This is a genomic window from Paraburkholderia bryophila (genome assembly GCF_003269035.1).
Classification (GTDB): domain Bacteria; phylum Pseudomonadota; class Gammaproteobacteria; order Burkholderiales; family Burkholderiaceae; genus Paraburkholderia; species Paraburkholderia bryophila.
Map to the genome: position 1 here is coordinate 1 of NZ_QLTK01000045.1, position 14,037 is coordinate 14,037.

A 14,037-nucleotide genomic window follows, 5' to 3' on the forward strand; every position below is an offset into this window, starting at 1 on the left:
GCCTCCATAGCTGCTCCGGTTGCTTCCGGCTGGAGCATTTGCCGGGCGGGGCTTGCACCCGCTGGAAAGCGCCACCTTTTCACGGCGCACACCCGTTGCGGTCTGTCGACCCAATGCGACATTTAGGGCGGCTTTCAAGGTACAACGGCCGTTCGTCGATTCGCGACGGCCAATTCGAAGCGAGGCGGCCGCCTGGCGAGGGAAACTGCGGAGGTATGGCTGTTTTGTGATGAGCGTCAGGCGCCGCTTTAAGCCGCTAAGCCCCGGGCTTCGTGAAGAATCCATTTCGCAAATGCCTGTAGTGGCTCTTCACTCAGCTCGATCGACTCAGCAAGAACGAGGCAGAAGTTTTTGGTAATCGCTTTGCCGTCCGGCCAAGGTGCGACCAGACGGCCTTGTTCAAGCTCTGCCCCGATGTAAAGACGCGGCACCAATGCAACACCCAGGCCGACCAGCGCCGCCTCTATCAGCATGGAATGGAGGTCGTAACGTGCGCCAACCGCCGAATTGGTCAGCACGATGCCAGCCTCTTGTGCATAAAGCTGCCACGCGTCCGGGTTTTGTCGCCTGTGAAGGCGTGGCAGCTCATCTAGCGATATGTTCGCACCGGCGTCGGCGAGGAGCGCCGGACTACAGACGGGCACAAGCACCTCCTCCAGCAGGTGATGTAGATGCATACCCGCCCATGCTGGATGCTCAAAATGGATTGCTGCATCGAAACCGCTACCGGCAAGAATGAAGGGCTCCATACGCTCGGCGATATGCACGGTAATGTTCGGATGCATATTTCGAAAGCGTTTCAGTCGAGGGATTAGCCAACGGGTGGCGAAGGTCGGAATGGCGGCGATATCAATGCTCACGCCCTCTTTGGGCTGCCCCATCAGATATAGGCTGTCCCGTTCCAGCCGATCCAGAATCTCGCGAACCTGCACCGCGTATCGCGTGCCGTTGGGCGCAAGCCTCACCCGATTTCCAACGCGCTCGAACAGCGCGACACCCAAAAACGCCTCCAGGCGACCGATCTGACGACTGATGGCACCCTCGGTCAGCGCTAATTCCTCGGCCGCGCGGGCGAAGCTGCCGTGTCGAGCCGCAGCCTCAAAGGCCAGGAGCGCGGAATTGCTTGGAATCTTACGTCGCATTGAAGTCTCGCCGGATGGAATGCGTTCGACGCCAGCTTGAGAAAACATCACTGAAGGCTGACTTTATATCGCTATATACGCAGGAAACATCAGATTAGCATTACGTTACTGCAATGAACACGGATCGTTTGCAGCAATATGCCTAGCCGTCACGAAGGACAATCTGATGATCTACACCGTGGAATGCAGCTTCGCCGATCCCAACAGCGAAGCCGAATGGAACGACTTCTACAGCCTTGAAAAGCTGCCCGCCCTCATCTCGGTGACTGGCTTTCACACGTCGCAGCGCTTCAAGTCGCTAAGCGAGGGTTGCCCGGTCTACCTGGCCGTCCACACGATTGACGGTCTCGATGTATTAAAGGGAGAGGAATATCGCCAGAAAGGCGGCGGCAATTTCGCAAGGTGGCAGCAACACATCACCGACTGGCACCGAAATCTCTACAGCGATATCGGCCTTGCGCCGGCGGTAAATGCTGACGAACTCCTCGTGCTTTGTGCAAACGGCCCTGAACCTTTGATCCAGATGGGCCTCACACCGTTGGCCATGCAAGCAGTTGCGCTGGAGAAGTTTCCGGAACGCCGTTGGCTCGCAAGAATGCCTCGGCGAAACGCTCAGCGTGTCGAGAGCATGTCTGAAGGCGTCCACCTCTACTCGCCGATGACGGAACAGCTGATAAGCTCCCGCACCGTTTCGACCGGACAGGAAAAATAGGTCCGCGATGCCCAATGTCACTTTCTATATTTCTACGGGGCAAATGCCATCTGATGAGAGGCTTGCCGAGCTGTCCCGCGACTGCGTCGAACTCTGTACGAGTGTCCTTGAAGCGGCGCTCGAAAACGTTCATGTCATCTATGTCGACGTTCGCCGTGGGCACGGACATCCCGTCTTCGCGGAAGTCAAATATCGCCTTGAGACGTTTCGCACGCCTTCGGTAATGAACCAGTTCATGGAAGCCTTGGACGACGCCATTGCGCGCTGCACTGGTCTCACGGCGCGCATCCGTTGTTTTGGTTATGCCGCGTCGAACATTCACGCCCGCAATTAGGAAGTCTTCTGGAGAAGAGTTGTGTCCACCATCACGTTTCCAAGTCAGCGAGCCGGGGATTTCACGATCACCGCAATCAGCGACGGCTACCTCACCGCTAGCCTGGACTTCCTCTCGAATATCGACTCGTCCGAGGCCTCCAGAATGCAAAGTGATGCAGGGCAGAAGGAGCCGTCCGCCGTACATATCAACTGCTATGTGGTACGCGGAGCGGGCCGCACAATTCTCATCGACGGTGGGGCGGGAGGCATCAAGCAATGGGGCGGCCGCCTGAGAACCAATTTATCGCTTGCTGGCATCGATCCAGCCGGGATCGACACAATCTTGCTCACACACGCCCATCCCGACCACGTCGGAGGACTGGTGGACACAGCCGGACAAATTACCTTTCCGAATGCGGAGCTTGTTGCTCATCAGCGAGAGGTCGCATTCTGGCAGGACGACGGAAATCTAAGTCATGCCAGCGAGCGTGCCCGCGGTAACTTCCTGATCGCGCGTCAAGTGTTCGACGGCTACCGCGACAGGCTGCGCACTTTCGATGAGGGGGAAGTGCTTCCCGGTATCAGAGCGATGCCGCTACCGGGACACACAGATGGACACTCCGGATATCTTTTCGAATCCCCTGATCAGGGCCTGCTTGTTTGGGGAGATATTGTTCATTTTCCTCACATCCAGATTAAACGGCCAGACGTATCGATTGCATTCGATCAAGACCCCTCGCTGGCAGCCACCACACGATCACGGCTTCTGGACCTGGTCAGTTCGGAGGGACTTTTGATCGCAGGTATGCATTTGGGGGAACTCGGCTTCGCGCGAATCAAGCGAACGAGCGGGAGCTACGGTCTGCTTTACGAGACCGAAGCATGAGGCCGCGCACAGAAGTAACTATGTCTGATACCACTCCGGCACTTGCACTGGAGCAACTACGAACACTGCGATGCAGTGACAACAGCCGTGGCCGCTTCGCGCTTATTAAGGGACATTCTCACTGCACTAACGGAGCGGCCGCTTCGGCCGATGAAGGAGTGTTTGTCTTTGTCAATCGGATGGCCGGTTACGGGGTGAAGCCGACGCTTGAACGTCCGAGGGACGACGCATGCGAACGGCGGCTCTTGGCCGACTGCAGAAGTTCGTCGCCGGTCGACGATCAACCTCCCCAGCCCAGCTCCGAATTTCCGCGTTCGACTCTTCTCTGACACTCGGTACTCGGCCGTCTCAACGTCTCCAGTCAGAGTTCAACAGTCGCGCAAATGGTGGTGCGTCGACGAAGGCAAACGGCTGGAGCTGGTCCGCGCCCGCCCACGCCCCGAGCTATCAACCGTCCATTCTCAAGTCGCGCATACCGCGACCGAGTTTCCGGCGAAGAAGATTCCTCAACGTCGAAGCGTCAGCGTATCCAACGCGCTCGGCCACGATGTCGAGGCCGCAACCGTCCAGGACGAGTTGACGCGCTCGCTGGACGCGCAGGTCTTGAAAGAACGCCAGCGGCGATTTGCCGAGCACGAGTTCCGTCCTGCGCTGCAAGGTGCGCGTATGGACGTGGAGCGCACTCGCCGCATCCTGCAGTGAGAAACCGTTCGACAGATTGTCACGTGCCCATCGCTCAAAACGCTCGACCAGCGGATCGGCGTGCGCCAAATAGTCCGGGATGATGTATTGTGCCTGCGACGTACGGTTGTCAATCAGCAAAAAACGGGCGACCAGCGTTGCAAGTTCGGGGCTCACCTGCCGCACGAACCAAAGCGCGAGATCAAGATGACCCATAGCCGCGCCCGCCGTGACGATGCCGTTCGAACTTACGACCATGCGTGAATCGTCCAGCCGGACCGCCGCATAACGCTCGCGGAACAAGGGTGCGAGCGACCAGGTGGTGGTCGCGTCTTCGCCGTCCAGCAGTCCGCTGTCGGCGAGCACGAACGTGCCGATGCACGCCGCCGCGATACCGATTCGCTTTTCCCGCCACGCTCTCAGACGCTTCTTTGCCTCGACGACATCGCGCCGCTCGAGTGCGGCGAGCACCGCGTCGCGAGTCTTCGCGTTAAGCGCCGGCATCACAATCCAGTCCGGCCTGCCGATAGCGCCCACGGGCGCAACAGCGATCCGCAAACCCATGGCCGTGCGGATCTGCCGCGTGAAACCCACGACTTCGATCTCAAGCGGCCCGCGGGCGGCGCCGCCGGCCAGCGCGAGTTCGTTGGCGGTCGAGAACGTGTCGAGCAGGGTCGCGAGTCCGGTGTCGAATACGCCATCCAGCGCAAGTATGCCGATCTTCATGTCGTAAATGAACCTGATATTGTCATTTGCGACTATAGCTCCGACGCGGCGCGATGCCTAGAATCAAGTTCATCGAATCGGGCTCATCGTGAGTCCGGACATTGCGAAACAACGCCCAACAACACATGCAATCGACTCCTGAACTGGCTTGCCTCGCCATCGCCGCTGCGGCGAAGGCGCTCATGTGGGTGCCTTATATCCTCGCGCGGATCGCTACCAACGGGCCACTGCGCGCGCTGGGTAATCCCGCATCGTTCCTGCCAGGCGATCCGGCCTGGGCACAACGGGCGAAGCGCGCTCACGCCAATGCCGTCGAGAACCTCGTGGTGTTCGCCCCGCTCGTGCTCATCGCAGCGGCGCTCGGCGTCTCAACGGGGGCGACTGTCGTTGCGGGCAAGGTCTATTTGCTGGCGCGACTGGTTCACTATGTCGTCTACGTGGCGGGCGTGCCGGGCGTTCGCACGCTCGCTTTCCTGACCGGCTTCGGTGCCACCGTCGTGTTCGCACTGACGATCTTCGAACACGCGGTCTGATCACAAGCGTCCGGCGGGCGTCCTCCACAAGAGAAGAACCATGAACAGAATCGATGCAGACAGACTCGACAATCCCGCGTGGGAAGCACTCACCTCGAAGCAAGCCCGACTCGCCGCGGGCGACGGCCTTGCGCGCCGCTTTTTTCCGTCGATCGCCCCGTTCGCCGCCGTGGAGCGCTTGACTGGAGACGCGCTGGAACAGCTTGCCGACTTGCTCGCTCCGGGAGAGTCGGTTCTGCTTCAGGCGCTGACCGATGTATCGTCCATTGCGATTGCGGCGGGTCTGCGCGCAGAGAAACTCTTCGATATCTTGCAAATGACCGACGCGCACACGATGGAATCAGGCGACATGGACGATGTGGAACGTCTGAGCGCAGCCGACGCCGAAGATATGATTGCACTGGCGGTTAAGACCAACCCCGGGCCATTCGCGCAACGCACCGTCGAGACAGGTCAGTACATCGGTTTGCGCGATAAAGAACGCCTTATCGCGATGGCTGGTGAACGCATGCGGCTCGACGGCTTCGTCGAGATCAGCGCGGTATGCGTGGACAATAACTATCGCGGTCAAGGCATCGCTGCCCGTCTGATGAATATCCTTCGCGCCGAGATACGCAAGCGCGGAGACGTGCCGTTTCTACACGTACGCGCCGACAACGCGACGGCAATCGGGCTTTATCGCCGCATGGGCTTCGAAGACCGGCGTGCCTTCGCGCTATATCGGTTGACACGAGGCTGAAAGCGCCGGCGCCAATGCATTGATGGCGGCGCACTAATCGAGGTCGTCGCTTGTGAGCAACACGTCGGTCGCCACGACTTTGGCTTCTAGTCCGTCGTTGCGGTTCGCCTGCAACACGAGCCAGCCCTGGATTGGTGCCGGACATTTGGCAACCACGAGTATTGTGCGAATTCATTGGACGTGTCGCGGCACCAACGAATGAAAGGGACTTCCCCGTCCCGTGGCGGCGGTGGAAGCCGCAAATCTGCATCAACGTACCATGATGAAGTTTGAACGCCCAACGAACGCAAACATAAGGGGAAGTCCGTGCCTGTTGTCACCGCCGGAATCGATCTTGCCAAGAGCGTCTTTGCGGTTCACGGATTGGATGAAGCCGGCAAGGCCGTATTGATCAAACCGCGCGTCTCACGCGATCAACTGCTCGCACTGATCGCCCAGTTGCCGCCCTGTCTCATCGGCATGGACGCATGCTCAGGTGCACACCACTGGGCACGGATGTTCCAGCAGTATGGTCACGCGGCGAAGCTGATGGCGCCGAAACTCGTTGCGCCATACCGGATGTCGGGCAAGCGTGGCAAGAACGACGCAGCAGATGCCGCGGCAATCTGTGAGGCAGTGACGCGCCCCAGCATGCGTTGGCTCTGTCAAGTTGGCGGGCGTAGGCTACCTGTTTACCCAAAACGTAGTTATCCTTATCAGACAACTTTCTCGAATGCGCCAGTAACGGTCCAACTATGCCATGTGGTGAAGCGTTCCTTTAGTGTGGCGCGATGGCATGCCGCGTTCATCTGATGTCTGGGCAACGCGAAGTGCTGCCGGATCGGGCCGAAGCATGAGAGAAACGCCTGCGTGCGACGCGCATCGCGAAAGCCGCACATCTGGCGTTCGCGCCTGCGAGTCGGCTGATGGCTGTTCTCGGCACGGTTGTTCACGCGTGCAGCTGCCTTGACGAAAACGTGCTTCACATGAGCGAGCTCGGGAATATCAGCCATCGCCGCCGGATAGCTGCGCAGCTGGTCGGTAACGATCTTGCGCGGCACCGGGTTTGAACGCAGCACCCTCCTGAAGAAGCGCTTTGCCGCAGCTTTGTCGCGCCGCTTTTGCACCAGCACGTCGAGTTCGGCACCGTGCTCATCGACCGCTCGCCATAACACATACGGCTCACCGCGCAGCGTCACGAACATTTCGTCCAAATGCCATGTGCTGCCCGGCTTGCGCCGCGCCGCTTTCGCGCACTGAGCGAATCTGGTGCCGAACTTGTCGCACCAGCAACGGATCGTTTCGTACGTGACCACGACACCACGCTCAAGCAACAGCTCCTCAATGTCGCGCAGGCTCAGGCTAAACCGGAAATACCAGCGAACCGCACAGCTGATAACGACGGCGGGGAAGCGGTGGCCGTGATAAAGGGATTTTCTCTTCTTCATCACTTCATTCTACCGCTGCCTCCCCATCAACCTAACAGCGCCGGCCAGAGCCCAGCCGGTTCCGCCGCAATAAGAATTGCAGGACACGCAAATGTAATATGATAAGGAATGCATATTCTGTAACGAGTAAAACTGGTCGACTGCAGTTTGGCCAGTGCACATGTCATCTGGCGCCTCTCAAGGCGTCGTCAACTTGCAGAAAGTGGAATCAAAGGTTGTGTCGCAGTAAGAGATGGACTGTAGAATTCCGGCGATACAAAGTTGCCGATGAGAGAATCGATGAAGATGCTGAACCCGGCTGCCAAGGTACTGAAACGCCTGCACTATCCGCTGGAGGTGATTCTGAGGTGCGTGCGCTGGTACGTCGCTTATCCGCTAAGTCTGCGTCATCTTGAAGAAATGATGGCCGAACGTGGAATTGCGGTCGATCATTCGACCGTCCATCGCTGGGCGCTCAAGCTGTTGCCGGTACTGGAGAAAGCGTTTCGCCGTCGCAAGCGGCCAGTTGGAAAGAGCTGGCGCATGGATGAGACGTACATCCGCGTCAAGGGCGACTGGAAATACCTCTACCGCGCCGTTGACAAGGACGGCAACACCATCGACTTCCTGCTGCGCGCCCATCGTGACAAGACTGCAGCCCGGCGTTACTTTGAAAAATCGATCGCCCGGAATGGGGTGCCCGAGACGGTGACCATCGACAAAAGCGGTGCCAATCTGGCCGCGCTTGAAGCGATCAATGCTGATCGTGAAACGCATATCAAGATCCGCCAGTCCAAATATCTCAACAACCTCGTCGAACAGGACCATCGGGCGATCAAGCGGCGCACCCGGCCGATGCTGGGCTTCAAGAATTTTCGCTGTGCCCGGATCCTTCTGGCCGGCATTGAGCTTATGCACATGATCGCGAAAGGACAGATGGAGTGCGCTCGCGGAACCCATCCGTCCGCCGCTGATCAATTCTACGATCTCGCAAGTTGAGCAGTACTTTACATATCGATCTGGTTCGTCCCTTGATCCTTACCGCGACAAAGCCCGGTACTCTACTGGGACGGGGGGCGGCTGCAGGGAGCCAGCTTATTGGTCGACAAGCCTGGCGTTGTCATCTTCCTGTTGAGCTCGAGGACTTCCTGCCGGAGATACGGGGCGAGGTCGCAGCGTGGTTGAACCGGCCCACTTTCTCGATGCGCCCTTCTCTTCTGGAGTGGCTGGATAATTCGTCTCCGGGCTAGACCTGGCGCACAGGGAGCCCCGCATGATGATTCACGCTTTCACTTACGTCGCCTGTGCCTGCGGTCACAGGGGGTCGATCGTACAAACTTACGATCCAACGTCGCCGGACGGCTGGTGTACCACGCCTGGCTGCGGGATCCGTCGGGCAACGGCAGTATTTCCGATTCTGGCAATACGTGTTGCAACCGCAGGGGCGTTCGCCGTCGGGCGCCGATGTGCGCTTACTGCACGGCGGCCGCTCCATTCGTTTTAGTCGATTCCCGATGGGCTGTTTGTATCGGAAGTAGAGGTGAAGATCCTCGCAAAGTGAGCTCGGCGCTGTTACGGGTTAGCGATGGAATGTGATGACGCCGGTATCGATGTTTCAGCCGAATAAGACGCAGAGGAAAGCGGGTGTTCCAGCACGGAAGTGACGTGCGCCGGTATTCCACCAATCACGATCAACAGCAGCCCGCCCACCAGGCCAAAGTTCTTCAGGAAGTCCCAGAAGTGGCTGCGTCCTTCGCCAGCTTTGGACCAAAAGTGCGGAAATTTCCAGAACGGGTGGTACAGGAGCGCCGTCACGGCGCAAAAGCCCGCGAGCACGAACGCCGCGAGCCGGTCATGCCAGCCGGTCACAATGCACAGGGGCGTCGCGAACTCCACGACAATGGCGGTCACGAGCAATATTGCGCCTCCCGGCAAGAAGGACGACGTCGCTTGCTGCATCGCCGCCTTCCAATGGACGATCTTGTCGAATGCGCTAAAAGGAAACATGATCACGAGACTCGCCCGTACGATCAGCGGAACGGCGATCAGATCGAAAAAATCCACGATTCGGCCTCTCTGCCGGTGATCAGGCAGTCGCCGGCTTTACGCCCAGACGCTTGCTGATCCGATCGGCGACACGCAGCGCATTGGCGATGATCGTCAAGGTCGGATTGACCGCGCCGATCGACGGAAAGAAGCTGGCGTCGGTGACGTAAAGGTTGTCGAGTTCGTGCGCCTTGCAATTCACGTCGAGTACCGATGTCGCCGGGTTCGTACCGAAGCGCAGCGTACCCGCTTGATGAGCGGTGCCCCCAATGGGGATGTTCTTGCCCAGGTAAAGATTGCGCTCCATCATCCTTGCATGGCCCCCCGCGTCAGCGAGCAGCCCTTCGAGTTTTTTCTTCAACCTGTGATGGGCTTCCATGTTGCCTTCCTTGATGTCGAGGACCACCCGGTCCCCGTCGTACCGAATCCGGTTGTCGGGGCGTGGCAGGTCCTCGGTTGACAGCCAGAAGTCCATGGAATGGCGTGCCATCGTCTCGAACGGCATTTCCGGTAGCCATTCGAGCCAACTCGGCAGCGCCTCGCCCCGGATCTGGTCGGCGTGGGAGGTTGCACACATCTGGATCAGGCCGAGCGGGTATTCCCAATCGTCCGCCCCGAAATAGAAGTCACTGATGGCCAGCGTCTTTTGAAAGACCGTGTCGTTTGGCTCGCGCATGAGCGCCATCAATATCGACTGGTTGTGACGCATGTAATTGCGGCCGACCTGATCGGAACCGTTAGCCAGGCCGCCCGGATGTTTGTCACAGCCGGAGCGCAATAGCAACAGCGCCGATGACAGCGCCCCGCACGCGACCACAACGATATCGCCCGTGTAGTGTTCCTCCGTGTCCGCGTGGTGAACGCGTACGCCCGTTACGGTTCGACCGGACGGATCGGTTTCGAGCCGGCTCACGTAAGCCCTTGTCATTAGCGTGAGGTTTGGATAAGCCGCCAACGCCGGATCGACGCACATCACCTGCGCGTCCGCCTTGCCGTTGAGCAGACATGGGAAGCCGTCAAACGCATCGCAACGAATGCACGTGCTCGTCGGCGTAACGTTACCGTCTTTTTCATCGAGGAGTATGCCTAGCGGCAAGTGAAACGGATGAAGACCCGCCTTAAGCAGCGCGTCGTTGAGCGCCTGGATACGCGGCTCATGGGATACCGCCGGATAGGGAAACGGTGTGCTGGCAGCTGGTTCGCAAGGGTCTTCGCCGCGTTGCCCGTGGACGTGGAACAGGCGTTCCGCTTCAGCATAGTACGGTTCGAAATCGGCGTATTTGAGCGGCCACGCGGGGGACATCCCGTCCTTATGCTGGAGTTCTTCGAAATCGCGTTCGCGAAGCCTGAACAGCGCCGCCCCATAAACCTTCGAATTCCCGCCTACGTAGTAGTGCAATCCAGGCTGAAACTTGCTGCCATCGGCGCCATACCAGATTTCACGAGTTTGGTACCTGGCGTCGACGAACACCGTTTTCGAATCCCAGTTCGCGGGCTCGCGCTTGAGGTAGTCGCCGCGTTCGAGCAACAAGATTCGCTTGCCCGTGGAGGCCAGCTTCTGGGCGAGCGACGCACCACCCGGTCCGCTCCCGATCACAATGACATCGTAGTGGCTCATCAATTTCCTCGACGATATGCCTAGGACTGCGGTGAATGGGCATGAGGACGACGCTATCTGGAGTCCATCGCGTCGCACGAATTGATCCTGTAAGTATCACGTAATAAACAAAGGTGGGGCAGCGGCCCGTTCCTTGCTGGGGTCGTTTGGCCTGCTTCAACTTCTCGCTTGCGGGACGTGACGGCGATCCGCCTTCGGGCATCCTCACCATAAATGTATGCATTGGATGACAGATCATGGCAAAAGTCGTGGTTGTGACAGGGGCCAGCGCGGGAGTGGGGCGGGCGACTGTCGAAGAGTTCGCGCGTCACGGCTATGACATCGCGTTGCTGGCGCGCGATCCGGATCGACTGGCACGGGTAGGTGCCGAGTTGCAGAGTCGCTACGGTATTCGCGCCCTTTCTATACCCACTGACGTTGCCGATGCCGAAGCCGTCGAAGCAGCCGCCACGTCTGCGGAGGCGGAGCTTGGGCCGATCGATGTATGGGTGAACGTCGCGATGGCCACGGTGTTTGCTCCGGTCTCGCAGCTGAGCGCACAGGAATTCGAGCGTGGGACGCGGGTTACGTACCTTGGGCAGGTACACGGCACGATGGCGGCGTTGTCGCGAATGCGAGTACGCAATCGAGGCACGATCGTCAATGTTGGATCGGCGCTCGCCTATCGATCGGTGCCGCTGCAATCGATCTACTGTGGCGCCAAATCCGCCATTCGCGGCTTTACCGATGCGCTTCGTTCGGAAATCATCCACGACAAGCTGAAGATTCAATTGACGACGGTCGATCTGCCGGCAGTGAACACGCCGCAATTCGATTGGGCGATGAACAAGATGGGTGTGAAGGCAAAGCCCGTTGCGCCGATCTTCGAGCCCGAGGTGCCGGCCCGAGCTATCTTCTTTGCAGCGACCCACAAACGACGTGAGGTGTGGGTCGGCTTTCCGACCGTCAAAGCGATTCTCGCGAATCGCTTCGCTCCGGGCTTGATCGACAGGTATCTGGCCTCGGCAGGCTATAAAGGCCAGCTAACGGATATACCGCTCGCGGCGGACCCGCCGGCCAACCTGTACGAACCGGTGCCGGGTAACTACGGCGCGCATGGCCGCTTTGACGACGAGTCGAAGGTTGGTAGCTGGGAAATGTTCACCGACCGCCACCGTTCTGCCTTTTGGGCACTGGCGGCGCTAGGTGTGATCGGCGGGATCCATTGGCTCGCCAAAAAACATAACGTGTGACCGGCTCAATCCACTCTTTCGTTCACACCTTATCGCATCGGATAGACCTGCAATGAGTACCTCGATCGAGGGTTACGCCCTGTTGGGCGATGGCGAAACCGCCGCGTTGGTGAGCCGCGATGGCTCGATCGACTGGTTGTGCTGGCCACGCTTCGATGACGACGCATGCTTCGCCGCTCTGCTCGGCACGCCGGAAAACGGTCACTGGTCGATGGCGCCGATCTGCCCGGCAGTGAATCAAGGCCGCCGCTACCAGCAAGACACGTTAGTCGTCGAAACTGACTTCGAGACAGCGGACGGTGCCGTGCGAATCATCGATTTCATGCCGATGCGTACGACGTTTTCATCCGTCGTGCGCATCGTCGTCGGCTTGCGCGGGAGCGTCAGGATGAAATCGACCTTGCGTCTCCGATTCAACTATGGCGCGTTGCCGCCCTGGTCGACTGTTGAAGGCGAGAGCATGATCGCGAAAGTCGGCCCCGATCTCGTGATTTTGCGCGCGCCGATGCGACTCGAAGTGAAGGCGCATGTTACCGAAACCGAATTCGATATCCGCGAAGGAAGCCAGTTCGCGTTCGTGCTCAGTTATGGACCCTCTCATCAGCCTCCGCCCGCTGCCATCGACGCGGATGCCGCGTTGTTCGCGACGCAGCAATTCTGGCGCAACTGGATAGGCCGTTTCGACGATTCTAAGACTGACTGGCCTCACGAAGTGCGTCGCTCCCTGCTCACCCTCAAGGCATTGATCCATCAATCGAGCGGCGGATTGATCGCGGCGCCGACGACCTCCTTGCCTGAGACGCCGGGTGGCAAGATGAACTGGGACTACCGCTATTGCTGGCTTCGGGATGCGAGTTTCACTTTAGGCGCGCTTCTCAATGCCGGCTTTGATGGCGAAGCGCAGGCCTGGCGAGACTGGCTGCTGCGCGCCATTGCCGGCTCGCCGGAGCACATGCGGATCATGTATCGCGTCGATGGCTCGAGGCATCTGGCCGAGTGGACGGTGGATGCGCTACCGGGATACAAGCATTCGAAGCCGGTGCGTGTGGGCAATGCCGCCTCGACGCAGCATCAGATCGATGTCTTCGGAGAAGTGCTCGATTGCCTCGACCTCGCGCGCCGCGGCGGCGTGCCCACATCGCAACAGGAAGCCGCAGTCGCGCTGAAAATCGTCGAGCACCTTGCGACGATGTGGGACAGCGAGGGCTCGGGTGTCTGGGAGTCCCGTGCCGAGGCCCGGCAATACACTTACTCGAAGGTTATGGCCTGGGTCGCATTCGATCGTTTCATTCGACACCATGAAGCGGCAGGAACCGTCAATGCCGTCGAGCCGGAACTATTTGAGCGGATCGTGGCAATACGTTCGCTGGTGCACGCACAAGTCTGCCGCGAAGGCTGGAATGAAGGCCTGGGCAGCTTTACTCAGCATTATGGCGGCCAGGAGATCGATGCAAGCCTGCTTCTGCTTCCGCTGGTCGGCTTTCTGCCGGCCGACGAGCCTCGCATGGCTGCAACGATTTCAAGGATCCAGCGTGATCTCACCGAGGGCGGTTTGATTCGCCGCACGAAGGCGCGGCTGGACGGTCCGAACGAGGGTGCGTTTCTCGCGTGCTCATGCTGGATGGCGGACTGCCTGATTTTGCAGGGTCGTACCGCTGAAGCACGGGCGCAATTCGAGCGCGTACTTGCGGTAAGCAATGAACTCGGATTGTTATCGGAAGAATACAACGTGCCGGGTAAGCATCTCGCGGGCAACTTTCCGCAGGCGTTGACCCATCTAGCTATTGTCAATACCGCGCTCAATCTCTGCGGGCCGACGATCAATCGCGGCGGCAGTTGAAGAGGCGCGCTCTGCAGGAGTTTTCATGACCGGCCAAGCCTCGAAAGATTCGTCCGCGCCTGCCAATTCAGACGCCCACCGTTTGCCACACCTGGCGTCTGGCAGCGCGACCGGCCCCTGTGGCGATCTTGCAAAGGCTGCCGCGCGGCTCGCGTCGAATG

The 14,037-nt window shown here is 59.2% G+C and carries 13 protein-coding genes and 1 pseudogene; 9 read left to right on the top strand and 5 right to left on the bottom strand.

Features of this window, described 5'->3' with window-relative positions:
* Positions 1 to 248 precede the first annotated feature (248 nt).
* Positions 249 to 1,142 (bottom strand): LysR substrate-binding domain-containing protein, encoded by an 894-nt coding sequence (locus BX591_RS33925; protein WP_111935679.1) that lies wholly within the window; start codon positions 1,140 to 1,142, stop codon positions 249 to 251.
* A gap of 166 nt (positions 1,143 to 1,308) precedes the next feature.
* Between BX591_RS33925 and BX591_RS33930 the strand changes: the two genes are divergently transcribed.
* From BX591_RS33930 to BX591_RS33940, 3 genes are read left to right on the top strand one after another with little or no spacing between them, the layout of a single operon-like run.
* A complete protein-coding gene (locus BX591_RS33930; protein WP_111935680.1) occupies positions 1,309 to 1,854 on the top strand; it encodes a sugar ABC transporter in 546 nt (181 codons plus the stop codon).
* Between the two features lie 7 nt (positions 1,855 to 1,861).
* Positions 1,862 to 2,188 (top strand): hypothetical protein, encoded by a 327-nt coding sequence (locus BX591_RS33935; RefSeq protein WP_111935681.1) that lies wholly within the window; start codon positions 1,862 to 1,864, stop codon positions 2,186 to 2,188.
* Between the two features lie 21 nt (positions 2,189 to 2,209).
* Positions 2,210 to 3,055: an MBL fold metallo-hydrolase gene (locus BX591_RS33940; protein WP_111935682.1), complete on the top strand. Its 846-nt coding sequence runs from the start codon at positions 2,210 to 2,212 to the stop codon at positions 3,053 to 3,055.
* A 447-nt stretch (positions 3,056 to 3,502) separates the two neighbouring features.
* On the opposite strand, the gene BX591_RS33945 is transcribed toward BX591_RS33940, so the two are convergent.
* Positions 3,503 to 4,462 carry a GlxA family transcriptional regulator gene (locus tag BX591_RS33945; RefSeq protein WP_111935683.1) on the bottom strand — a complete coding sequence of 320 codons (960 nt, stop codon included), beginning with the start codon at positions 4,460 to 4,462 and terminating at the stop codon, positions 3,503 to 3,505.
* A 125-nt stretch (positions 4,463 to 4,587) separates the two neighbouring features.
* Here BX591_RS33945 and BX591_RS33950 point away from each other — a divergent pair, with 125 nt between their 5' ends.
* The 3 genes and pseudogenes from BX591_RS33950 to BX591_RS33960 form a co-directional block, all read left to right on the top strand.
* The gene (locus BX591_RS33950; protein WP_111935684.1) at positions 4,588 to 4,995 is read left to right on the top strand and encodes an MAPEG family protein; all 408 of its coding nucleotides are present in this window, start codon (positions 4,588 to 4,590) and stop codon (positions 4,993 to 4,995) included.
* A gap of 169 nt (positions 4,996 to 5,164) precedes the next feature.
* A complete protein-coding gene (locus BX591_RS33955; protein WP_338068914.1) occupies positions 5,165 to 5,734 on the top strand; it encodes a GNAT family N-acetyltransferase in 570 nt (189 codons plus the stop codon).
* A 306-nt stretch (positions 5,735 to 6,040) separates the two neighbouring features.
* Positions 6,041 to 6,376 (top strand): annotated as a pseudogene (locus tag BX591_RS33960) (IS110 family transposase); the annotation flags it as partial.
* Between the two features lie 53 nt (positions 6,377 to 6,429).
* Here the strand turns inward: BX591_RS33960 and BX591_RS33965 are convergent.
* Entirely contained in the window at positions 6,430 to 7,161 is a 732-nt protein-coding gene (locus BX591_RS33965; protein ID WP_111935686.1) for an IS6 family transposase, read from the bottom strand.
* 279 nt (positions 7,162 to 7,440) lie between these two features.
* Here BX591_RS33965 and BX591_RS33970 point away from each other — a divergent pair, with 279 nt between their 5' ends.
* A complete protein-coding gene (locus BX591_RS33970; RefSeq protein WP_111935687.1) occupies positions 7,441 to 8,139 on the top strand; it encodes an IS6 family transposase in 699 nt (232 codons plus the stop codon).
* Between the two features lie 573 nt (positions 8,140 to 8,712).
* Here the strand turns inward: BX591_RS33970 and BX591_RS33975 are convergent.
* Positions 8,713 to 9,204 (bottom strand): DoxX family protein, encoded by a 492-nt coding sequence (locus tag BX591_RS33975; RefSeq protein ID WP_208459628.1) that lies wholly within the window; start codon positions 9,202 to 9,204, stop codon positions 8,713 to 8,715.
* Positions 9,205 to 9,226: 22 nt separating this feature from the next.
* The gene (locus tag BX591_RS33980; RefSeq protein ID WP_111935688.1) at positions 9,227 to 10,804 is read right to left on the bottom strand and encodes a GMC oxidoreductase; all 1,578 of its coding nucleotides are present in this window, start codon (positions 10,802 to 10,804) and stop codon (positions 9,227 to 9,229) included.
* Positions 10,805 to 11,040: 236 nt separating this feature from the next.
* On the opposite strand from BX591_RS33980, the gene BX591_RS33985 reads away from it, so the two are divergent.
* Positions 11,041 to 12,036 carry an SDR family oxidoreductase gene (locus BX591_RS33985; protein ID WP_111935689.1) on the top strand — a complete coding sequence of 332 codons (996 nt, stop codon included), beginning with the start codon at positions 11,041 to 11,043 and terminating at the stop codon, positions 12,034 to 12,036.
* A gap of 52 nt (positions 12,037 to 12,088) precedes the next feature.
* Positions 12,089 to 13,876, top strand: coding sequence for a glycoside hydrolase family 15 protein (locus tag BX591_RS33990; protein ID WP_111935690.1), 1,788 nt, complete (start codon positions 12,089 to 12,091; stop codon positions 13,874 to 13,876).
* Positions 13,877 to 14,037: the final 161 nt, after the last annotated feature.